This window comes from Arthrobacter sp. TE12232 (assembly GCF_054062615.1).
On sequence record NZ_JBSSFK010000001.1, the window covers coordinates 4,356,382 to 4,378,615 of the forward strand.

Annotated in this window: 15 protein-coding genes; 9 read left to right on the forward strand and 6 right to left on the reverse strand. The window is 59.8% G+C overall.

Annotated features, from left to right (window positions below):
* Positions 1–95: 95 nt before the first annotated feature.
* On the reverse strand, positions 96–416 hold the full coding sequence (locus tag ACVWZ7_RS19485) for a hypothetical protein (RefSeq protein WP_456508795.1): 321 nt from the start codon (positions 414–416) through the stop codon (positions 96–98).
* Between the two features lie 372 nt (positions 417–788).
* Between ACVWZ7_RS19485 and ACVWZ7_RS19490 the strand changes: the two genes are divergently transcribed.
* The 4 genes from ACVWZ7_RS19490 (at position 789) to ACVWZ7_RS19505 (ending at position 6,266) form a co-directional block, all read left to right on the forward strand.
* A complete protein-coding gene (locus tag ACVWZ7_RS19490; protein WP_456508796.1) occupies positions 789–2,525 on the forward strand; it encodes a DUF262 domain-containing protein in 1,737 nt (578 codons plus the stop codon).
* On the forward strand, positions 2,522–4,813 hold the full coding sequence (locus tag ACVWZ7_RS19495; protein WP_456508797.1) for a GmrSD restriction endonuclease domain-containing protein: 2,292 nt from the start codon (positions 2,522–2,524) through the stop codon (positions 4,811–4,813). The genes ACVWZ7_RS19490 and ACVWZ7_RS19495 overlap by 4 nt, the downstream gene beginning before the upstream one ends.
* A 551-nt stretch (positions 4,814–5,364) precedes the next feature.
* Positions 5,365–5,502, forward strand: a complete 138-nt coding sequence (locus ACVWZ7_RS19500) for a hypothetical protein (protein WP_456508798.1) — start codon at positions 5,365–5,367, stop codon at positions 5,500–5,502.
* 314 nt (positions 5,503–5,816) lie between these two features.
* A complete protein-coding gene (locus ACVWZ7_RS19505) occupies positions 5,817–6,266 on the forward strand; it encodes a hypothetical protein (protein WP_456508799.1) in 450 nt (149 codons plus the stop codon).
* Positions 6,267–6,605: 339 nt separating this feature from the next.
* Here ACVWZ7_RS19505 and ACVWZ7_RS19510 read toward each other — a convergent pair whose 3' ends face one another.
* From ACVWZ7_RS19510 to ACVWZ7_RS19525, 4 genes are all read right to left on the reverse strand, one after another.
* Complete coding sequence (locus tag ACVWZ7_RS19510) at positions 6,606–8,348, reverse strand: GTPase (RefSeq protein WP_456508800.1); 1,743 nt, start codon at positions 8,346–8,348, stop codon at positions 6,606–6,608.
* Entirely contained in the window at positions 8,345–10,423 is a 2,079-nt protein-coding gene (locus ACVWZ7_RS19515; protein ID WP_456508801.1) for a GTPase, read from the reverse strand. The genes ACVWZ7_RS19510 and ACVWZ7_RS19515 overlap by 4 nt, the downstream gene beginning before the upstream one ends.
* 566 nt (positions 10,424–10,989) lie before the next feature.
* Positions 10,990–12,018, reverse strand: a complete 1,029-nt coding sequence (locus tag ACVWZ7_RS19520) for a DUF3800 domain-containing protein (RefSeq protein ID WP_456508802.1) — start codon at positions 12,016–12,018, stop codon at positions 10,990–10,992.
* 1,924 nt (positions 12,019–13,942) lie between these two features.
* Complete coding sequence (locus ACVWZ7_RS19525; RefSeq protein ID WP_456508803.1) at positions 13,943–14,146, reverse strand: hypothetical protein; 204 nt, start codon at positions 14,144–14,146, stop codon at positions 13,943–13,945.
* Between ACVWZ7_RS19525 and ACVWZ7_RS19530 the strand changes: the two genes are divergently transcribed.
* From ACVWZ7_RS19530 to ACVWZ7_RS19540, 3 genes are all read left to right on the forward strand, one after another.
* Positions 14,145–14,906: a hypothetical protein gene (locus tag ACVWZ7_RS19530; RefSeq protein ID WP_456508804.1), complete on the forward strand. Its 762-nt coding sequence runs from the start codon at positions 14,145–14,147 to the stop codon at positions 14,904–14,906. The two genes, ACVWZ7_RS19525 and ACVWZ7_RS19530, sit on opposite strands and share 2 nt — an antisense overlap.
* A 295-nt stretch (positions 14,907–15,201) precedes the next feature.
* Positions 15,202–17,322 (forward strand): Mu transposase C-terminal domain-containing protein, encoded by a 2,121-nt coding sequence (locus tag ACVWZ7_RS19535; RefSeq protein WP_456508805.1) that lies wholly within the window; start codon positions 15,202–15,204, stop codon positions 17,320–17,322.
* Positions 17,319–18,359: a TniB family NTP-binding protein gene (locus ACVWZ7_RS19540; RefSeq protein ID WP_456508806.1), complete on the forward strand. Its 1,041-nt coding sequence runs from the start codon at positions 17,319–17,321 to the stop codon at positions 18,357–18,359. The genes ACVWZ7_RS19535 and ACVWZ7_RS19540 overlap by 4 nt, the downstream gene beginning before the upstream one ends.
* 146 nt (positions 18,360–18,505) lie before the next feature.
* Here the strand turns inward: ACVWZ7_RS19540 and ACVWZ7_RS19545 are convergent, their stop codons facing one another.
* Positions 18,506–18,676, reverse strand: coding sequence for a hypothetical protein (locus ACVWZ7_RS19545; protein ID WP_456508807.1), 171 nt, complete (start codon positions 18,674–18,676; stop codon positions 18,506–18,508).
* Between the two features lie 807 nt (positions 18,677–19,483).
* Here ACVWZ7_RS19545 and ACVWZ7_RS19550 point away from each other — a divergent pair.
* The gene (locus tag ACVWZ7_RS19550; RefSeq protein ID WP_456509156.1) at positions 19,484–20,371 is read left to right on the forward strand and encodes a zinc-ribbon domain-containing protein; all 888 of its coding nucleotides are present in this window, start codon (positions 19,484–19,486) and stop codon (positions 20,369–20,371) included.
* A gap of 811 nt (positions 20,372–21,182) precedes the next feature.
* Positions 21,183–22,232, forward strand: a complete 1,050-nt coding sequence (locus ACVWZ7_RS19555) for an SHOCT domain-containing protein (protein ID WP_456508808.1) — start codon at positions 21,183–21,185, stop codon at positions 22,230–22,232.
* Positions 22,233–22,234 lie beyond the last annotated feature (2 nt).

A 22,234-nucleotide genomic window follows, 5' to 3' on the forward strand; every position in this document is an offset into this window, starting at 1 on the left:
GACACCACTGGTCTACATTACCAACGTTGCGGTGGGAGTTTCGGGTCATGGCACGCTCTGTGACCGGCGAGTTCTGGGCTTCGGTCCGGCGGAGTCTAGAGCTTGTCGATCCAGGTGTCTTCTTCTCGGTTGTCCCAGGCTGAGCCGGAGGGGGCTTCGGACTTGTGACCCCATCGTTCGATTCGCGCCAGCACTTGGCGCACGTCGCGTGAATGCAGTTCCCTGATGTTCGAGATCTTGCGGATCACGCAGCTCTGAATGATCTCCTGGCGTTCGGCCATGTCGGCGATTCCCGCGCTGTCAAAGGCGTTGCGGATGCTCGCGATCTGTTCGGGCGTGATCGGAGTGTCTTCGATGACCGGAGATATGGGTGCTGCCTCCGGCAGGTCGAAGAGACCTGGTTCCTCATGAGTCATGTCGCGGACGTTTCCTCGGGGCGGTTGGAGTGGTGAAGGAATCATTTTATTGGAGCCGGCGGTCGGTTAATGCACCCACTGAAGACCCAGACGAAGGTGCGGTCAATGAGGCCGTCCCTTCTGTTTGGCATGCGGTTCCGGCTCTTGCCTATTGAATACTCTTGCGTAAATCTCTCCTCGTGTTTCGCGGGCTCGGGTGCTCACGTATCTGATCCTTGATTCCCGCAAGATCTTGATTCATTGGCGGATGGGCGGCCTGGCTCTGCGTGTCGGTCGGCGCCGGTACGCTGAGGCATGGACAAGAGTCCACCTGGGCGTAGAGGAGAGTCGTTAGATGGTCAATTGCCCCAACAGATCGACTGACGGTGCACCGTGAGCAGAAGCAATGAAACGGTTCTCGAGCCGAAAATCGTCGGCGATATCACTGGTGCGTTCTATGTTCCTGCGTATCAGCGCGGCTACCGCTGGGGCAAGGAAGAAGTCGAGCGACTTCTCGATGACATCTGGACGAGCGAAGGGGGGCCGTACTATCTCCAGCCGGTTGTCGTGAAGTCAAGGCGGGATGGTCGCTGGGAGCTCATCGACGGGCAACAGCGCTTTACTACCCTGTACCTGATATTCCTGGTCATGCAGGATGCCGGCCTTCAGAACGCGGGCGCTGGCTTCACGCTAGAGTATGAGACTCGAGCAGGTAGTCAGGTGTTCCTTCAATCGCCCGATGAGGAACAGCGCAATGCGAACATCGATTTCCACCACATCTACGGTGCCTATGAGCACATCCGAAAATGGTTTGACGCCCATGGCCACCGGAAGCAGTGGGCCGCGAATAAGCTTTACGGCTACTTGTTCGAGACCGTTAAGGTCATCTGGTACGTGGCTTCGCCCGACATCGATTCGATCGCTCTCTTCACGAGACTGAACGTTGGCCGCATTCCGCTCACCGACGCGGAACTGGTCAAGGCACTCGTCCTCGCGAAGAGCCGCGAGCGTCCAGGGTTTGCTGACAAGAGCGAGCAGATTGCCGCGCAATGGGATGCTTTCGAACGTGAACTCCGTGTCCCTGAGGTTTGGTCCTTCATCACTGGCAAGCACGAGGATGAAGCGACGCACATTGGGTTGCTGCTAGATACCCTTGCCGATCGGAGAGGCGGACGGCTAGAAGGTCGACACCGCCCCCGGTACCACACCTTCGAAAAGCTCCGTACGTGGATCGAGGAGGACGCGCAGGTCTTCTGGGACGAAGTCGTCGGTCTCCACTCGCTGATCATCGGCTGGTATGAGGACCGAGATCTCTTCCACAAAGTTGGTTACTTGGTCGCGCTCGATGATTCGTTCACGGAGCTTGTGGAGATTGCGTCGGGGCTGACGAAACGTGAGCTCCACGACGCGCTTGACGCTCGAATTCGTATGCGGCTCAAGCTGACCAGCGCTGAAGTGGCCGACCTTGACTACGAGACGAAGAGCGGAAAGTGCACTGAGGTGCTCCTGCTCATGAACGTGGAGACTGTGCGCCGTCGGATTGATACTTCGGAGCGTTACTCGTTCCGTGCTCACGCTCGCGGCGCATGGTCGCTGGAACATATACACGCGCAGAATGCGAAGGAGATGAAGCGAGACGAGAAACTTTGGCGGGAATGGCTACAGCTCCATCGAGATGCGCTCGTAGGCGTGCACCACTTGGAGCACACACTCAGGGATGAGATCACGTCGGAGATAGACGAGATTCTTGCGGCCATCGCCGACGCTAGGACGTTTGGCATTGGGACCCGGTTCGACACGATCAAAGCTCGGGTGGAAACCGCGTTGTCCGACTCCAGCTGGGGCGCCGACGACAGTGTCCATTCGATCGCTAACCTGGCTCTTTTGGCGAGCCGTGACAACAGCGCACTCAGCAACTCGACCTTCGAAGTCAAGCGCCGCGAGATGATCCAGCGCGACAAGGATGGCTCATATATCCCCGCTTGCAGCCGTAACGTTTTCCTCAAGTACTACACCGATTCGAACGCGCAGCAGATTCACTACTGGGGCGCCGCCGATCGCAGTGCCTACTTGAAGGCTATTGAGTCAGCGGTGAGACCGTATCTTATGCCAGCGGAGGTGCTCGCTTGAGGGGCTTCAAGACTTCATTTGTCAGCATGTTCGGGCCGCGGGTCGACGGGATGCCGAGCGTCAAGCGTGTCGAGATCCCGCTCATCCAGCGAGACTATGCCCAGGGGCGCGAGAACGCGGCTGTGCAGGTGATCCGTCGTGACTTTTTGGACGTGCTCGTCACCGCTATCAGGGGTGGTGACCATGTCGACCTTGACTTCGTTTACGGCGAGATCGAGAACGGCACACTTCGTCCACTTGATGGGCAGCAGCGGCTGACAACGCTATTTCTTGTCCACTGGTACGTCGCCGCGCGTTCCGGGCGGCTGATTGAAACAGGCCAGTGGCTGGAATTTGCCTACGCGACACGTCCGACTGCCGAACTCTTCTGTCGCCAGCTTGCGAAGCCAGAGCACTTTCCGTCCGTCGACTTCGGTATCCCCTCGGCCTGGATAACGAACCAGGCGTGGTATCTCTTCGCGTGGCGTCACGATCCGAGTGTCCAGTCGATGCTCGTGATGCTCGACGCGATCCACGAGCGGCTCTCCGCCAACGGCATCGACTTTGACGCGGCGTGGGTTCGACTTACGGATAACGCGAGCCCCGCGATATCCTTCCACTTCCTTCCGATCGATGACATGCCGTCCGGCGAAGAGCTATACATCAAAATGAACTCACGAGGGAAGCCACTCACCGAGTTTGAGAACTTTAAGGCTCGATTCGAGCGAATCCTCGCCGAGGCCTTGACTTCGGAGCGATTCAACGAGATTGTCCATAAGTTTGATGGCGCATGGTCTGACGTGTTATGGCCATACCACGGCGGTGACCACATAGTCGATGACGAGTTCCTACGCTACCTCGAATTCGTCATCGAGGTCTGCGAATGGCGAGACGGCGGTGGCTTCGGAGGCAGATTGCTCGAACGAGCGGAACGTGTCTTCCGGCGTCAGAATCCGAACGCGCAGCGCAACCTGGACTTCTTGTTCCATGCCTTCGACACTTGGGATTCGACGGACATCGATACTGTTTTCGCGAGGCACTTCAGGAGTGCCACTACTACCGGATTCGTAGACACAGATCGAGTAACCCTGTTCGACACCCGAAACGTCAATCTGTTTCAAGTGTGCTGCCGCCGATATGGACAGATGAACGGAAAAGCTCGTCTTTTCTCGCTGTCCGAGACACTGCTCTTGTTCGCTGTCCTCGTCCATCGACAGTTCGCAACTGATGACGTGCAGGGTCGGCTTCGGATACTCCGAAACCTCACGGATCGATCAGATGAGATTCGTGACAACCGCATGGTCGATCTCATCGACGGCGTTGAACGCCTTATCCGTGAAGGTGCCATCGAGGGTCTCAAGGGCTTCAACGCAGACCGCGTCAGTGACGAGCAACTGAAACGGGACTTCCTTGCGGCGCAGCCAGACCAGAAGCAGGACCTTTATCAGCTCGAGGACCATCCGCTATTGCGCGGCCGGGTTTTCGCATTCGATTTAGATGCGGGCACGCTGGCGAGACGTGCAGCCGCATTCACTTCGATCACTATGAAGGAGTGTTGGCCCCGACTGACCGCGGCTCTATTGGCCAAGGGTGATTATGGGTATCGAATCGCCCGGCGTGCCTATCAGTACGGCACTGCCGACGAGGGGCAGGAGCTTCGCTGGCGCGAGGTATTCACGCATCATGGGCGAGAGAAAAACGGTGAACTTTCTTCTGCGCTGGCGGCGCTCCTAGACGATGTTTCTTGGTGCGAGGCGGACGCTGGGGCGTCCCTGGATGCAGTTGCTGAAGAGTTCTGCGACCTGCAACGCAGGTCGGAGCACTTTGACTGGCGTTACTACCTAGTGGCCTACGCAGATATGCGTGGCGGTGAAACCGGCGTCTACTACGGGGAACACCTGCCAGAGTCTGGTCGGTGGGGCTACTCCATGTGTATGCTCCGCACCAACTCCCTTATGGGTGGGGCTCTCTACCGCGATCCGTACCTCCTGACGATATGGCGAGAGAGCGCTATCGGCGATGCCGCCCGTCCTCTATGGTTCTCCGGCCACGAGTCTGACCCTCGCTGGCTACGGCTCGCGGCAAGCGGTACGGGCATCCGCTGTGTCAATGCTGGCTTCGAACTTGACCCGCCACTCGATGAGCAGCATGCAAAGGCGTTTCAGCTGGTGTGCGAGAAGCATGGAGTAACTGACGCTGCCTTCCTAAATGTGGCGCAGGCAGATCGTGATGGGGAGTTCATCGACACGGAGGACCGAATCCAGAAGTGCGCAATGTTCGTTAGGGAGCTCGTGGCGATCGGGCTGTGAACTGTTCTGCATGAGTGTGCTGGGGGCTCATGCGTGACGAGAATTGAGTTGATGAAGAGCCCGTTTTCGAGTGACATGCACCTTGGCGAGGACTCGTGAGGAGGTTGGTATCGCGGGGCGGTGTCTGGCGTAGTGTCGGGCTTCTGAGCGCCGTGATGGAAATCTTCGGATCAGTGAGGAATGAGGACAACGACGGGGCCAGCGAGGGTATTACGCCAGCCCTGCGCACGCGCAGCTGGATTGCTCGCGGGGAGGCCCCGATCCGTTTGTCAACGAACGCCAGCGATTGGCCGGAGGTGTCGAGGCATTCCGCTAAGTGTCCCCGAAATCACGGAGCGTTTTGCCGGAGTCATATTCGGTTGCGGTCATTGCCACCGAAGCCAGTTGCCGGCGGCCGTATATTCGAGTGTTCCGTTCCTCTACATCGGCGCGGTGGTGGCCATCACCGGCTTTACTTGGTTCAGGTTCCGTGGCGAGATGGCAAAGCCGTACTTTGGCGTCGCCTTCGTGTTCATCGGCCTCGGGTGGCGTTGGTCCTTGCGGTGCTGGGGATGGACGTTCTTCATCTCATGGGTGAGCTCGAGGCAATGACGCGCCTCTCCTACGTCTACGACCCCGCCGAAGTGGGCGCCATGGTATTCCTCTGCGTGGGTCTGGCCTCCGCCCGTCGCACGTCGGCTACAGCGTAGGTCTGATGCCCGGGCCGCAGCTGTCGTTGTCGAACGACTGGTTGGGCCTGGGACCGAATCACGTCTGAGCGATCCGAGATCCGACTGGATTTGGCTCAAATTGCGATCGATCGCCACGATGCCCCCAGACGCCGACTGCATCGGATGTTGGTGGAAATCCAGGACGCACTGTTCGTGGACCTCCACCTTGCCCAATTACTGAGTCAGGATGATTTGAATGTACTCAGAGAAGCGGAGCAGCATCTCGGAGGCCGGTTTGAAGGATCCGGACATCGACGGCCAGGATTGTTGTCATGGAAAGGGGACACGACTCCGTGACCGACAGCGACGCTGGGATCCCCGAACAGCCGCAGGCGAAACTCGCGCGGAAGTTAAATCTCCTCCTGGATCTTTTTGAGGCCCAGGGTTCAGCGCCCGTGACCTATCCGCAGATAAGCAAGCACATGTCAGACCGCGGAACGCCATTGTCTCGCTCCCGCTGGGCCTACATGCGTGCCAGTGACAGTTCCATGGCGACGGACCCCCAGCTTTTGAAGAACCTCGCCGAATTCTTCAGTGTTGACCCCGGGTCCCTCTTGGACGACGACGGCGAGGTTCCCGACTTGGTGGACGCACAATTCGAACTAGTCCGCACACTGCGGGAAAACCGCGTGAGAAACTTCGCTGCAAGACAACTTCAGGGGATTTCTCCGGAGACACTACAGCGATTACGCAAAGCCATCGACGAACGCCTGAAAGCTTCCGATGACGACGCCGATGCGTAGGGCCGCTACAGCTGTTGCCAAAAGTTGTGGCATTGCCGCCCTCCTCGCGGCGGCCTATTTTGCCCGGCAAATTGTAGTGCCCAAGACGCTGAGGAGGGAAGATCTGCAAATCCGTCGTGTGTTTCGCGGCCCTGACGAAACGCTCATGGTGGAGTTGTCTGCATCAGCCCCGACGACGGCACCAGGCCGCTCCAGCATCTGGTTTGCCGACGGTACAGGGCATGCCTGCATTGGAGAGGTCGTGTCCTCTGACGATGCGGCCGGGACGGTTCACAGGCCACCGCGACGGCTCGCAAGACGGAGCGGGTGAAGCGCTGACCGGCTGGCAGAGAGTGGGTGTTAGGTGCGGCCCTCGACCATTAGATGCGGGCTCGAGTCTTCAAGGATTCGCCGCGCCTCACTGGCAATCCTCTCCAGGTCGAGAGAGGCCGCCGCACGGTTCCCTTGTGCGTCGAGCACCTGCTGGCGAAGTTCGTCGATTGCAAGGATGAAGGGCCGGAACTCAGCTTGAATCTGCGCTCGAACGTACGAGTGCAAGTCGTTTGCGATTTTTTGCGCCTCAGATGCGATTCCATTTACCGTCGTTCGACGTCGAGCCTGCCGTTTTCGCTCGGCCTGCAACTGCGCGATCTCGTCGAACACTTCCCTACCGCTGTCGACGATCGCAATGATCGTTCCGACTTTGGCAGCGTGCTTCGCGACGCGGCCCACTTTATCGGCGGTTTTGACTGCCTGCCACGGCCCCAACTTGATACCGAGCTTTCCGGCAAGTCCCTTAACTGCCAAATGTCCAGGCGTCCCTGACGAATCTGAAAGCGCCTTGCCTTGGCCGGCTCCCCAATGGTTGACAAACTTCGCCGACCAGTCGGGGATCTTCTCGACAAAGTTGGGCAACTTCCCACCCAGGGGTAGATTCCTGCTCTTTGGTCGAATCAGATCCGGAAGTCTCATTCGTCGAGGTTCCCCAAGCTCCACGACCGGCCTGGTGAACTCGCCAACCTCTTTCGCCTGCGGGCTCCGTTCTATCTCTGCGACCTCCGACTGCAGATCCTCGAACTGGGCGTCCAGCGCTGCCTCGGTAGCAGTGCCAAACCACTCATCCAGCTCAGCGAGCGCAGCCTCAAGGCGGGCCTGGCCGACGTCGAACTCCGTGTCCCGATGGGAGCCTGACAGGTCGGCTTCGTCGAGTTCGTCGAGTTTGTCAGCGAACTCGTCCGCCGCTTTGCCAGCTCGTGCGACGAACTGTTGGCGAAGGTCGCTCAGGCCGATCTCTATGCGTGCGGACCGATTCGTCAGTGCCTTCCTTCGCAAGGCGAGCAGACGAAGGAGAGCACTAACCTGCGGGTCCGGGATCACGAGTGCTGCTGCTTCGGCTGCAGTCGAAGCCACCAGCTGGAGGGGCTGCCTATCGACCGCGAGTTGCCCCGATGCCTCTGTCAGAACGTTGATCGCAGATCTCAACTCGTCGACACCGGAGATTGCGACGAACTGACCTCCAAGGAGGTAGTCGCCAGCATCGCACTCGACAACCGTCAGTCTGCGGCCGTCGCCGAGTGCGCGATCGACCGCATCCTGGCGCACCAAGGGGTCCGCACTCATCGTGTTCTTCATAGTAACGACAACGAGCATCTGGTCGAATTTCGCGAACTTGATCGCGACGTCGCGAAGGTGAGCCTCGCCTGCGTCGTCGAGCAGGTCTGGTGTCATCACGAACAGCACCAAGTCCGAGCCAGCGATCGCGTCTTCCGCAAGCTCATCGTGCTCACGGAGGCCAGATTGGACGCCGGGAGTATCAACGACGAGAACTTCGCGTCCCCACTCGTACTCGGTGACCCGATCTGTGGTGACGTCGGCACCTGTCTCTGCCATCGAGGGATTGTCAGTGAGCGCGTTGATGAGCGTCGACTTGCCGCTACTGAACTGCCCCGTCAACACAAGTCGAGGTTTCCGCCGATCAAGCTGGTCCAGGCGCCCTGCGAGTCGCTCCGCTTCATCTCCGCCGATTTCACCAAGGACAGCACGGAGGCGAATCACAAGGTCATGCGATGCCGCCGGGATCTCATGGATGAGGATCTTGGTCATTGACTCTCCTTGTAGTGCCTTGCATGCGTCCCGTCAGCGACGACGCTGACGTCGATCCTGCTGAACCTGGTGAGCAGTTCAGCCATTTTTTCGAGTTCCTCGTCGCCTGAGCGTTCAGGCTGGATTAGCACAACAGAGCCTTCGCTCGCTTTGCCAAACACGAGTCCGAGCCCGGGTGCAGCCAGTATCGCCTGGGTACTGGCCGAAACCGATACACCCCCACGTGTCGGCACGACTGCTTCCACTGTGCAAGGCGGGAAGAGTGTTAGCTCGCTGTAAGAACGCTCGTCAACTTCAACAAGTATGGCGAGCCGCGGAGACCTCGAAGCGCGCACCACCGCTCCTGCTGCGCGACGGCGCCCTACGATACGAAGGACGCCCTTGGCCGTCATGAGATCGAACCGGGCTAGTTGATCGAGAACCCGTTCAGCGGCGTTAGACCACTGGGAGTGTAGTCCCTGAAGCTCGCAGATGTATTCCTCATCTTCTGCGAGTGAGCGCCGAAGATGCTTTTCAATGTGGGTCTTGTGCTCCGCAACAGTGCCGAGCCCGATGGCGAGCAGCTCGTCGAGAACCTCGTGAGTTGTGCGGGCGAGTTCTTTGCGCCGCCGCCGAACTCGTTCCGCTGCGTTGGGGAGCTTTCGGTCCACAACCCTCAGAAGCCTCTTCGACTGAGTTGAGAAGACCGTGGAGCTAGCCAAGAGGAGCAACGTCAACCCCATCGACTGACCACCGGTCGGGATGGCAAGTGCGACTCCGGTTCCGATAATGAGAGCCTTAGCCCCCCAGTTTGCCCAGACGCTTCCCATCCCTGCGAGCTGCAACGGCTTCGTCGTGAGCTGGTTCTGAAACGACTCTCCCGCCCAATCGGCACTGACTTCCGCGTCTTCGGCCCTGAGGTCATTCGCGAGCTGGCATCCGGACTCTTCAAGAATCTTCAACAGTTCTTGGTGGAGCGTGAGCCTTTCGCTATCCCAGAGCAATTCGACGTCCTTCTCCAGGTCGACAGTGTTGTACCAGTGGCGCCGCTGTTCGAGGGCGGTTCGGACTTGCGCCTGCACCGACTCTTGGTGGGCCGCCAGTACTCTCGTCAAGCGATCCCTGCGGGCCTCATGCTTACCGATGCGCCGTTCGATCTCAGCCCCATAGAATATTCGCGCCACCTCGAGTCGGGCCAGTTCGTCGACGACCTGGGCGCGGATAGCATCTACCTTTCGGATGAAGCGACGTTGCGGTGAAGCCTCCAGCTGCGCGCCCAGATGGCTCAGAAGCTGGTCAATCCCGCTCGAGCGACGCAGCGCTTCCGCATCAGGTCCGCCGCTCATCGCCCGAAATGCAGCGTCCGCGTGCAACGCATTCCAGGCAATGCTCGAGTTTCCCTCGCCTTTGAGATGACGCTCGACTGACGCGGCGAGTTCACCGGCCTGGGCGAAGAGGGCATCGGGGTTCGCAAGAAATCGGTCACGGTGCTGCGGCGTGTCGAGACTCTGCCGGCAGTTGATCGCGACGATGACCGGTTTGCCCAACATCGCGATGCGCCGCAGTGCATCGGCGGTGTCATTTTTCGGCGCCTCGTTTGTCGCAACCCAGAGCACGACGTCGGCCCTACTGATTTGCGCTAACGCCTTCTCGCGATCATCCTCGCCGTCTGCAGCGCCTACTCCGGGTACGTCGACCAGCACTACTCCTGGGAGCTCCGTGAGTTCGCGTTCCTCTACGTCCCGGCTGGTCCGCTGTGCGCCCTCACCCCGACGCCGCCCGTCGCCGCAGCTCAGGGCTTCAAGCAGAGTGCTCTTGCCCGCCATGGTTTTTCCCTGCATAACAACCCGCAGCAACGGCTCGGGCTCCGTTAACGCAACGTGCGCCGCCGCCCGGATTCGGTCACCGCTCGAGCCGGTCTCCGCCGCCGACTCTCCCCGGACCGGCGGTGATTCGCGGACGGCATCGAACTCCCGCGCAAGTAGCTCAGCGCTTCGGCGCAAGGCGTCGGATGCATCCTGCTCCGTGTCCGTGCTGGTTGGAGGTTCGTGCCCAAATAGGATCTCGAAAGCACTTTGACGAGCCGAATCGAGCATTCTGGCCTCCTATCAACAGGCTCTTTCTCATGAAGCGTGGGTGGGGTGGTCGGCGCGTCGGTGCCGGGGTGAGGGTCGAAAGCCTCCGAGGATGGAAGCTCCTATGTCACCTCCCGGGAAGACCCTGACCTGCCCCCTCAATCCGCGTGTGCTTTGAACCGTCCCGGGTCTTCATGTCGCTGTTTTTGTGAGCGGCTCCCACCGGTTGATGGGAGGTTGGTTTCATCGTAATAGCCGGCCTCGTACTCCCCAGGCTGTATGTTGCCGAGAGAACTGTGTGGTCGTTCATTGTTGTATCAGTGGCCTCAGTCGAAGATCAGCTCCTCGACCTCCGACGAGAGCCGGGGCAGTGTGGCCACATGTGGTTCTGTAGCGACCAAGGGGGAGGATGCCCTGTGACTGAATCAAGTCGGGTATCGCGTGCAGGATACCCGACATGCTTACGTCAGATACCCGTTCCTTTGTTGTCTGCCCCATTGCAATAGACTGCCACAGCCGACCCAAAGAAGACGCCTTGGGTTATGCTCTTGCGGCTGCTGCCTTACCCAAGGTCACTGACTAAGTGGCTAGTCGCGGGGCCGGATTTGCTCCCACGATTGGTTGTCGCCCCAGATTGAATTGATGTGCACTAACCGCTGGATCTGGGTCAACCGTTCTCTGTCCGCACTGCCCTGCAGCGCGCTCTCTGCGACCTGGCGAGTAAATCCAGCAGCGATGTCGGCCAGCTGGATGCGCGGGTCTGACTTTGAGTCGATGTGCGTGATTCCGACGAGACTGCAGCGCCTGTCCGGCAGGTTGAACTCAGCAGGCATCTTCTTGGTCGCTGCCGTCATGACCGCCTTCATCACTTTTTCCGTGAGGCCGTTTTGAGCATCGTGCATGATCCTGATCGGTCGCTTGAGCCTATGGCTCCAGTCATAAGCCAGCTCCATTAAGGAAGTTTGGAGCGGGTCTAGGTTTTTTGTGAGGTCGCCTTTGGCTACGTCCGCCTGAAATTCTTCCGCCTGCTGCCTAGTATCGGACAACAGGTTAAGGATGAGCTTCAGCTTCGAGTGCGTCGCGGTTGAACGGGCTTGCTCGACCTTCTCGAAAAAGCCGTCGATGGTCTCCTTGTCGCCCTTCCGCTGCTTTTCTCGCATGAGCGAGGTAAACGCGGAAACCAGGCTGAGCCACTGTTCTTGCCCGAGGCCGTCCGGGCCGAGCTCGTACAGAGCCGTGACTAGCCGCCTGGCAGTGCCATCGTAGAAATCATGTCCTTCTGCATAGGCCTTCTCTTCGATGAGCAGGTCAACCATCTTCCCAGCAGCAAGGCTGGCCTTCTCGACAACGTAGACTTGGACATGACCGACAAGCTTCCCCTGCGCCCCGAACAGCTCATCGATTGCCGGGCCGTTACGCAGTATATCTGACGCCTTCAACTCCGAACTTTGAGCCTTCGTTCTCTTCCGGAGATATACGACCAGATCAGTTGCCTCGGCAAGATTCATGTGAAGGCTGCTGTGCGCTAGGACGGGTGTGGTGCCTCCCATAAGGTTCTCGCCGTCGTGACCGGACTCGTCACAGAAAATCTCAGCGACGTTAGTGGTTGCGGTCATCTGGTTCTTCGTCCTTACGTCGGCTTGATCAAGGCAAGCATGCCAGAGTCCGCGGGGGCCACTAAATCGGCACGTTCCGGCGGTTCTGAACAATGCGGATAGCTGAAGCCTGACGAACTCAACAGAGGCCCGTCGGTTGGACGCGAACCCGAGGCGGAAACCTTCAATGCCGGCGTGATCAGCCGCATTTGAGACGTCGCGGACATGTCGCTGCGGAGAACTTGTCAGAACAAGCCAGAGCCGTATCCCTTCGAGGCAGGATGCGGCGCTGATGTAATCGGCTCTTTGAGCGATGAAATTGGGGTGTGGACATTGATGCTCCTATTGTTGTCAACGGTCGTTGGCCACGCGCCGCGCAGGTTACCGTGGCCGCCACTCCGGCCTGTAGGGTCGCAACTGCGATCGCTGCGCGACGGCCTGCGGCCGGCCCTTGATCCCGGAGCCAGGCAGGCCTTGGTCAGGGTGCCGCGGTAGTCCTGTTTGTTGCAGCGCTGTAGGCACCGGAAGACCGTGGGCAGTGAGGGGGCATCGGCGCCGATCTCTTCCAGGGCCCGGATGGTATCGGCCTTGGCTGTAGGCTCGAGGCTTCGGACCTCACGCTTCTGGGATGTGACGAGGCTGTAAGCCATGACTTGGCCGCGATCACAGTACACGGTTGACGGATTTTGTCAACCGTGTACTGTTATCGGTCATAAGTGTTGGTTTTTTTGTTATAAATCGCTTGTGTGCGGGGTACTCGCGGCGGATGATGGACATTGAAGCTGGCCGTGAGTTTGAACCGGTGCGAAGTTGACGAGTGGTGACACCAGTCGAGGTGAGTACGTGTTGGACTCGATGGGTGATTGCATCGTCGCGCCTGAGTCGCACACAATAAGTCGAATCTTGCGGTTTCTTCCCCGGTCGTTGTGACCGTGCTGCAACTACTCTCGAAGTCTGGTCCTGATGGCGAGGAATCGGAAAGTTGCCAGAGCCATGCTCGGCAACTACGTACAAAATAGACGAGTCGGCGCATGGGGTTCTCTCGGCCGGGCAGGGCTTCTCATATCTGGAAAGCCTGCGAAGTGCGGTGGACTTAGCCGGACGGCTCCAGATCGACGTTCGGCCCGACCGGGCTGTTGTTCCACCGGCAGGTCGTCCCTCTCGAGCCTGGGCCCTTGTACTCCGGACTCATTCAGTGACCGGAATAACGAGGAATTGCCGACGGTCGAAATATTGAGGGACCAAACCAAACGGAGCTTTGAGGTTTCGCGTCCCGCTGGAACGGACCGACGATCACCGAAATCGAAGGCCGCCGTCTGGGCGACGATGCGCGGCAGACAATGGAACGCGGACGAGTATGGATCGCGGAAAGGCAGGCCGACTGTAAGGAATCCAAGCGATACGTTCATGAGCAGATCCGATGCCGGGAAAGTTGGAAACATCTTCTCGGCGAGGAACTCTCCTGAACTGCTCACCTATCCTGTCGCGGGCCTTCCGCATGAATGCGAAGCTGAGCTTGCCACGTCTCCATTCTCTGTCAGAGTCATGATGCCAAATGGGAAACCCGGATTTGCCAGGCTGACCATAGTGATCAACAGGGCAACGGGGTTCATCCTGGCGGCAAGCGTTCAGCAAAGGGGTAGGAATCCAGACATTGATCACTTGGTCCAGCAAGCTACTAGCCCACTCGTCACGGTGCACGGCGGGAGGATGTCCAACCTCCGGATATCTATGCGGATGAACTTCCCATCGCTTAGGTTCCTTGACGATGCAAAGCGATGTCGGGCGGCGGCCCCTCGCGCTTCCGTCCGGATCGTCAGCATCCCGACGGACGACAGCATGGACCGCTCTCTGGGCCACCAGGCGGCCTGCCGCCGATCCGGAATTATCGTCACCAAGACCACAAATTTCTCACCGGTCGATAGTTCTGTGGGAGAGCGGGCCTTCAGCACAATCTACGAACACTTTCGTGAAGAATCTTCCCGGCCAGGGTGGTTCCCGTGCTGACGACGACGTTGATCTGTTCAGCATCCGGGACGTTGAAATTCTGTTTGAGCGTTGGGTGACCCGCGTATGGGGCGGAGCGGATGGAACCAGAAAGACGAGAAACCGACATGAATCCCACCGATGTTTGAATGGTGATGAGCATGGCCGCACTGAAAGATGACCCATTTCGTGACGTCGTGAACTACAGCCCTGATCCGCTGTTGCTGACACTCGGAACAGGGGGAGAACGATTGTGGTGGTTCCTGAACGGTCCCATCCATGACTTGAACCCTGTCGGCTTCAGCCCGTGCCGTCGTAGTAGCACTTACCCGCACCGCCGGAACTATGCAGGGGAATACCCGTTTGGCGCCGATCACCGAATGGTGATGTTCGAATCGCTGACCGAGCTTGTCTGCCTCATGGAGTTGGACCACGGGGGAGCGATCGACGACATCGCCGCTCAACCCTTCGGCCTCGTGTTCTCCGACCGTACCCGCCATTACCCTGACTTCGCCGCGCAGCTGCATGGCCGCACTGTGATCATTGACGTTAAGCCCATGGAATTCGCTACCCGCGACGAGTTTGTGCACGCCGCCGTCTCGACGGAGAAGGCATGCTCTACTCAGGGGTGGGAGTACCGCGTGATGCATGGCTGCCGAGGTTGGCAAGCGGAGAACCTGGAGTGGATGTGCGCATTCCGGTACGTCGAGTATGTACCCGACCCTGCGCTGTCGCAGGACGTTATTTCATTCCTGGCCCTGCCGCGCACTATGGAGGAGGCTGCGTCCAGGCTGGATCCGCGGATGGAACTTGGAGTCGGATACGCGCTCCTGTCGAACATGATGTTCAATCGTCACGTCGTTCCCGCCGAGCCTGGGCCGTTCTATCCCGGACTCATGGTCATTGCGGAACAAGGGAGTTAGCAGTGAACACTCTACGTTGGGCGGCAATGGGAAGTCACTTGCATTGCCGGAACCTTCGATTGCCACACTGGCCAAAGAGAGTCTGGCGGGGAGACCGGACAGGCCGCAAATAGTCCTGTTGTGCAACGTCGAGGGGCGCGGCACCCAGGGGAGCCACTGGCAGAAGGGCCTGATGGACGCGGATCGGAGACTAAAAGCCGTCGACGGGGCCCGCCCCCGGTCCCAGCAATTATCCACCAGTCAAACAATTTTCCACCAGTAAAATCTGGATCGCCTGGTGAGGAAAGGTGAAGAAATGACGGTGAACACTTTCCGCCCTGGCGACAGAGTGACCTACATCAAGCGGGACTGGGAGATCACCGACATCGCCGGCTCTGTCCTGGGTCTGTGCGACGTTGACACCGGCGAACGCGTGACCGCCTCCATAGCCAGGGTCGCCCGGGATAATCCCGCGGAAGACCGGCTCGGCCGGGCCACGGCGATTTTGAACACGGCCGAGTTCGAGGCGGAGCGCACCGGAGAGACGGCGGAACGTCAGGCCGGCCTCCTGAAGGATGTGGATCGCAGGCTTGCGGACGTCGAGGAGGTCGCACTGGGTAAGACTCGCGACGCCCAAGACTACAGGGAAGGTTTTGGCCCTGGCTCTTCCCAGTGGTCCAGAGCCGGTCTTAAGGAAGCTGAACTAAGAGCCCTCGGTGAGCAGCTGAAGGTCCGAGATCCCGAGTTGGCGAAGAAGCTTGCCATCTCCCGTGCGACATTATTTCGCTTGGCCACGGCCTACCTGGAAGAGGGTCCGGCGAGCCTTCTCGACGGCCGCAGAACCCGCAATTATCGGGTCACGGACGGTGTGGCACCCGAGGTCCTGAAGATCTGCGCGCGGGTCAATGGGGAACATGTGCACAAGGCAAGGGTGAGCAAGAAGCAGCGAGTGGCCACGGTCAAGATGCGCATCGACAAGAAGTATCCGGAGCGGCAGTTCAGTGTTCCTGGCGACCGGAGGCTTAGCCGGATCCTGGACGAGCTCGCTGAGGGCATGTACCTGGACGGCGATGCGGCCAACCGACGCTCGGCCGCGAATTCTCCCGACCGGGTGTTCCGCTCGCGTCCGGCGCTGCTGCCGGGATCGGAAATGCAGGTGGATTCCACAAAGCTCGACATCGACCTGATCTTCCCGGACGGCTCGGTCAGGAGACCCGATTTATCCGCGATGAGTGACAGGGCCACCAGAACCGCGGCTGCCTTCGCCCTGGCCAGAAACATCTGTGGAGCGGATCTGGCGTTCATGATCGCCCAATCAATGACGCCCCGCCCGCGTTACGATCTGCCGGAGGAGCTTAAGAACCGTTGGGAAATGCAGCGTCGGGACCTGCCCTGGATCGCGATGTTCGACCCCAAGGAACGAGACCGCCTCGATGCCATGGTGCCGCTGATCCGGCCGAGGCTCATCCTCACCGACAACGGCCGGGACTACACCTCCCGGGTGGTGGATGCAGCCTGCCGGCAGCTCGGCATCACTATCGTCAGATCAGCGCCGTACACCCCGACCGACAAAGGAATCGCCGAGCGTCTGTTCGGGTCAATCAAGACCATGTTTGTCGCCAAATTGCCCGGGTTTACCGGCGGGTCGGTGTCGAGCGGGGGCGACCGGAAGTGGACGAAGGATGAGCTGTTGACCCTGTGGGAATTTTGGTGGCTTCTGGACCGATGGCTCGTACACTTCTGGCAGAACATGCCTACCGAAGGGCTGCGCGATCCCCGGGTGGGTGGCGGCCCACTGCTCAGTCCGAACGCGGAGTACATGGCAATGTTTCCCTACGTCGGATTCGTCCCGAAACCTTTGAGCCGAAACGACCGCATCAGCCTGCTTCCGGTAGTCACCCGCACCATTCAAAAAGACGGCATCCAGATCGAATACCACATGTACGACGCCCCTGAACTGGGAACGCTCCGGCGCCGGACGTCCGGCACAGCGCTGGACGGACAGTGGGAAGTTCACTACATGCCAGCCGACCCACGGATCATATGGGTATACGACCCAGAGACCGGAAACTACATCGATTGCGAATGGAAGGAAGACCGGCTGGACATACCCTTCGCAAGCGACATGCGCACCCTGGCAATTCGACTGCTCGATGACGGTCGAGTCGATCCCGCCTTCACCGCCGCTGAAACAACCATGAGCTTCATCGAAGTGGCGCTGCAGGAATTGAGGCGCCAGCGGAATAAGCAGGCCAAGATGGACATCGAGCGCGACATCCAAGACCTTCAGCGGGGAATCCATCCCAATATTGCAACCATCCGCGGTGAAGAAGGGTACGCGTCCGAAAGTGTTGGGGATTCCAACGGCCCCTACGAGGACGAACCCGAGGATGAGGAACTTGAAGGATTCGAGGGTGTGAACGGGGCGAACCCGTGATCGACTACCCGCTTCGAGTGCGCAATGGCCGGGATCTGAAGCACCACAAAGGCTTCATTGAGGATCTGTTGGACCTCGGTAGCCCGATGCCCCCGGTCTCGATCGACGAATACCGGGACATGCAGCCTGCGGACCGCAGTTCCTACAACGACACCCGCCGCAGAGTTGTTACCCGCGGTGTGATGGTCAGGAACGACTCCTACTTGAACGTGCGGGCTGTGCTCGTCAGGGTGATGCGGGAACACCAGTATGCCAGTGGCGGCGGTCACGGCGTCCTCGTTTCCGCCGACTCCTACACGGGCAAGACTACGGTGGCCCGCATCCTCATGCTGGACCTTCTGACGCAACGTCTCCGGAATGAGCCCGACTGCGTACAGCAGGGCGAGGTCCCTGTGGCGTACGTGAACCTGCCGTCCACGGGAACTCCTCTCGGGCTCTACCGAATGATCAGCCACTTTTATGGCCTGCCGATTGGAAAACGCGAAACCGAGGCAACGCTGGAGGGCATGGTCCAGCACGCGATCAACCAATGCCGCACCGAGCTCCTCGTGATCGACGACGTCCACAACCTCAAATACGGAGGCGCCCACTCACTCAAAGTCAGTGCCGCCATCCGGCGCCTCGGCGATGACATCAACTGTCCCATCCTTCTGACCGGCATCGCCCTTGAACGGACCAACATACTCATCGACCTGGAAGGGGCACAGATCTACGAGCGCTACCGGTCAGCGGAGATGGCCTCATACAAGAGAAAGAACTCGATACCCTGGCGGAAGCTCGTCAAGGGTCTAATCGACACCATGCCCCTCTTCGGCAACAACCAACAAGGCCTCGCAGCCTTAGCAGCAGAGCTCCACGATCTCACCAAAGGGCGCATCGGCGACTTGAACTCAATTCTCAGCCGCGTGACCCTCGACCTCATAGACGCTGACGATCCGGAGAACGAGGTCATCAGCAGGGGCCTTGCACAGGCCAAAGCCGCCGAGATTGCCGAAGAGAACCGCTTCAAATCTGTAATCCGCGCGAATGCCGGTTGAGACGATGACCGCCGGAAGGCACCCAAATGCAGACTGATCAAACAGGCCGGTTGCCACTGTTGCTCGTGCCCGAACCTCTGAGTGGGGAAACCGTCGCCAGTTACGCTGCCCGAATTGACACAGCGACGGCTGGATATGTCGGGCACCTATGGCGTCTCGCCGTGGCGGCACACCGCGAGCGGGAAGGACTCCCGGCCCGCAGCCACGTCAGCAGTGAGGTAGCAGAGCGCGAGGCCCTCGCCCTCTGCTACGAATTGGCAGGCAGCCGTGCCGACCAGCTGGCAGTTCTCGGAGATTCCATAAGAAATATATGGCATGCCTGCCTGGTGTGCACCGCCGGAACAGTCATCGCCATTCATCCATGGCACGCAAATCTAGTCTGCCCCTATCATCACACGTGGACGGGGCCGACGATGGTCAAGCAACGTCGGCCCCTATGGGCGGTGCCACAGCCCTCGCCGAGTCATTCCCAGCCCGTTGAAGATGGGGTCGTCAGGGCAGCCGCGCGGATACATAGCAGCAGTGCGACCACCCCTGTCATCCAGGAAGCCCTGCGGCGGGCAGCATCCGCGGTCCGGCACGAACGGGACGGAGTGCCTTTGCCGGAAGACCTTCCCACAGCGGCGGCGATCCTCGACACAGTCATGGACGCCGACACTGTTCGAGCTGTCTGCGACCCGCACCAGCCTTACAGCGTCGCGTACACGGTGGTTGCCCATAGGATGGAGCGGGCCTGTAACCCCTCCGGCGACGCCGGAACAGACCAGGCATGGCTGATGCTCAGGTGGACAGCAGCAGCGGCACGCTACCGATGGGAAGGGGAGTGGAACACACAAGACCCGGCGCCGCTCATCGAGCCTGTCCAGCCCCACCCCCTCTACTCAGGCCCGCTCCAACCCTTCCACACTTTTCTGGACTGCATGAGCGCAACCGGGCGTAGCGACCAACAATGGTGGGATGACCGCTATAGTCAGACAGCATCGGGTCCCGGCTACCTTTGTCCGGAAGGCCACGTGCAGCAGCGGCGCCCGGCGAAAGAACACCTGCACGGCCCCTACCAGTACTCTTGCTCCCTCTGCTCCGGTCATAGGGTCATTCTGGGATACAACTCGCTGGCCGACAAAATGCCATGGCTGGTCGACGAATGGGACCATGAAGCCGGCCCTGGGCCTTCACCATGGACCGTGCGCCCGGGCAGCAATCGGATGGGGCACTGGATCTGCCCGGCCAAGCACCACTATGACGCAACCTTTGCTAATCGCACCCTAAGGGGATCTGGCTGTCCCCACTGCGGCTTCGGAAAAGTGCTCTCAGGCACCAGCGACCTCGCCACCACACACCCCGAGCTTGCGCGACTGTGGGACCCGGACGCCGGGAACAAGAAATCACCCCGGGAAGTCAGTGCAGGCAACGCGAAGGACCTCATAGTTTGGCGCTGCCCAATAGGGCACCAATTCGCGCGGACGCCAGCAAAACTTGTCGCATCGGGCGGACGCTGCCAGACCTGCCACGGCCGCATTTTGATACCAGGGGTCAACGACCTAGCCACCTTGCGCCCCGACGTCGCGGCGCAATGGAACTACGACCGCAATGGCACACTCACACCCGACCAGGTGAAGCCCGGCTCAGACAAAAAGGTCTGGTGGCGGTGCCAGAATGGCCACTCATTCTTCGAAAGTGTGGCCTACCGCTGCAGCTATCCGAAACTCACGTGTGCCGTTGAAACGGGGAGAATCCTTGTCCCCGGGGTGTCCGACCTGGCCACCCGAGAGCCGCTCTTGGTTCAGGACTGGGACTACGACCGCAACAGCTGTGGACCCGGAGAAATAGTCCCCGGAACCACCAAACATTGTTGGACCTGCCCGGCCGGGCACACCCAATACGCGTCGGTCGTGAACAGACGCCGGGCCGGGGGATGCACCAGATGCTTACCAAGCGATCGGGCCATACCAAACAAAGTGCAGTCTCGTCGGAAGGAGGGCGATTGTACTGGAACCGACATTCTTTCCTGAGGGCAGCTACTTCGATGGCGTGATGCCCTCATGAGGGGCTCGCCACCCGAAGAGATCGTCATCGAACACCCCGCTTATAGGTCCCCGACGGCCAACAGGATAGTCGGGTCAATTGACAAGCATTCGTTCGCGGAACGCCGAAATTCGCGCAACATGAAATGGCCCTGATCAGCCGGGTATGCAACTCCGCAGGACTCCGTCCAAGCGAACTTGGCCCTCGATGTGGCACTTCTCAAAAGACGTGTACCTTCACGAGCGCGATCTCGGGCGAGGGAGGCGCTCCCAACGCGCCGGAGCGCTGGGCCTGCTAGCTGGAGTGGTCGCCCGAGCGTGAATGCCTGTGAGGCAGGTTCACATCGATAATATCCTGGCGGGAACTCCGCCCCAAGCTAGCCCGGGGCATGATCGGCATCCATCCGTGAACGCCAGCTCACCAGGTCAGGGCGTCAACAGAACCGGGGGCAGTCCCGATCGACGGTATTCCCCTTTCTTAAGGGCGCCGTCATGCATGCAGACACGCTGTGAACAACCTTGGCGAAGCCCTCGTCTCTTTTGATTCTCGCCGCTCGACACGCTAGAGCAGCGGATCGGGGCTTTGTTACGCGGCAAATCTTTTGCCGCCGTCTGCGGTCTACGCGTCAGACGTAGCCGGAGCGACTCGAAGTCAGGTGACGCATCGGCGGAGTTGGGCACCCATCAAGCCAAGCGCCGCGAATCGGCCGCATAGCATGGCTAGCCAGCCTTAGTATGGCTTTCCATACCCCGCTGATCGGGGCTGATGACCGGCGTGCGAGTTTGAAGGGGAGCGAAGATGGCGAATGAACTCGAACTTGAGATGTATCAGTACGCCCATCCAGTCGATGAGGTGATGTCGGTGCTCGAAGCGGCATGCACTGAGCACGAGCGCGTCAAACGCCTGAAACGCGACGGCGACGCGCTGCGCTTTGACTTCAAGGTGCCGATCCTCGCTCCGGGCGGCGAATCATGGGTACTCCGGCCGACGCCCTTCTTCAACGGAACCGTGGTCTCGGCGTTCGTCATCAAGGGGATCTCGTACCAAGGTTCAAGCGCCGCCGCCGATCGCGGAAAGGTGAAACGGCTACTTGAAGCAGTCGCGACGACACTCGCAGGCAACGCGGAGGCCCAGAGTTCTATCCCGTTGGTTGCACCCAACTTCGGCGAGAAGCATGCACACCTGGGTCAACAGGCCCTGCTGGCCCTGGACCACGCCGAGCACTGCGGCGAACAGGGCGACATGATCGGCGAGGAACTTGCCATTGCGCGGTCGGAGCGCATCACCTCCTCCGTCAGTGGGTCCTCAGCGGGCGAGTGGGTATCGGCCGAGATCCGTGCACGAATGGACGCAGGACGGCTACGCCGAGACGTCGAAGTCTTGGGCGAGATCGGCGAAGAACTCACGTTGATGAGTGACCGAATCCTCTGCAAGAGAAGGGTCAAAGATTTGGTTGAGACCACAGTCAGACCACTGGATGCTGACGTCACAGCATTAGTCGAGGACGGCGGCAACACGGCGACCTTGGCAAAGCCTTCGTTGACACGAATGGCGGTGCGCGCGGTGCTCCCGAAGACCGCGAACTTCGTTCTGAGCCACCCGCAGTGGAAGTTGGTGGTCCCCACTGACCCCGCAGCGGCCCATCGCGTCACCGACCTAGCGGTGCTCGTGAACTCCATGTCGGGTGCGCTGCCAGACGGAGAACCTCAGTCCCCTGCCTCGGTGGCTCCCGCAGCACCTACGGCGTCACTGGCCGATCAACTCCGCGACCTAGCCGCGTTGCACCGGGACGGCGTACTCACCGACGACGAGTTCACGAGCGCCAAGGCGAAGCTGCTCGAAGGCTAGAA

What these genes read in the sequence shown, in the direction of transcription:
- ACVWZ7_RS19485 (WP_456508795.1), bottom strand. Translation starts at nt 416, where the DNA reads ATGACTCATGAGGAACCAGGTCTCTTCGACCTGCCGGAGGCAGCACCC.
- ACVWZ7_RS19500 (WP_456508798.1), top strand. Translation starts at nt 5,365, where the DNA reads ATGGACGTTCTTCATCTCATGGGTGAGCTCGAGGCAATGACGCGCCTC.
- ACVWZ7_RS19510 (WP_456508800.1), bottom strand. Translation starts at nt 8,348, where the DNA reads ATGACCAAGATCCTCATCCATGAGATCCCGGCGGCATCGCATGACCTT.
- ACVWZ7_RS19515 (WP_456508801.1), bottom strand. Translation starts at nt 10,423, where the DNA reads ATGCTCGATTCGGCTCGTCAAAGTGCTTTCGAGATCCTATTTGGGCAC.
- ACVWZ7_RS19520 (WP_456508802.1), bottom strand. Translation starts at nt 12,018, where the DNA reads ATGACCGCAACCACTAACGTCGCTGAGATTTTCTGTGACGAGTCCGGT.
- ACVWZ7_RS19530 (WP_456508804.1), top strand. Translation starts at nt 14,145, where the DNA reads ATGGCCGCACTGAAAGATGACCCATTTCGTGACGTCGTGAACTACAGC.
- ACVWZ7_RS19525 (WP_456508803.1), bottom strand. Translation starts at nt 14,146, where the DNA reads ATGCTCATCACCATTCAAACATCGGTGGGATTCATGTCGGTTTCTCGT.
- ACVWZ7_RS19535 (WP_456508805.1), top strand. Translation starts at nt 15,202, where the DNA reads ATGACGGTGAACACTTTCCGCCCTGGCGACAGAGTGACCTACATCAAG.
- ACVWZ7_RS19545 (WP_456508807.1), bottom strand. Translation starts at nt 18,676, where the DNA reads ATGCCATATATTTCTTATGGAATCTCCGAGAACTGCCAGCTGGTCGGC.
- ACVWZ7_RS19550 (WP_456509156.1), top strand. Translation starts at nt 19,484, where the DNA reads ATGCCATGGCTGGTCGACGAATGGGACCATGAAGCCGGCCCTGGGCCT.
- ACVWZ7_RS19555 (WP_456508808.1), top strand. Translation starts at nt 21,183, where the DNA reads ATGGCGAATGAACTCGAACTTGAGATGTATCAGTACGCCCATCCAGTC.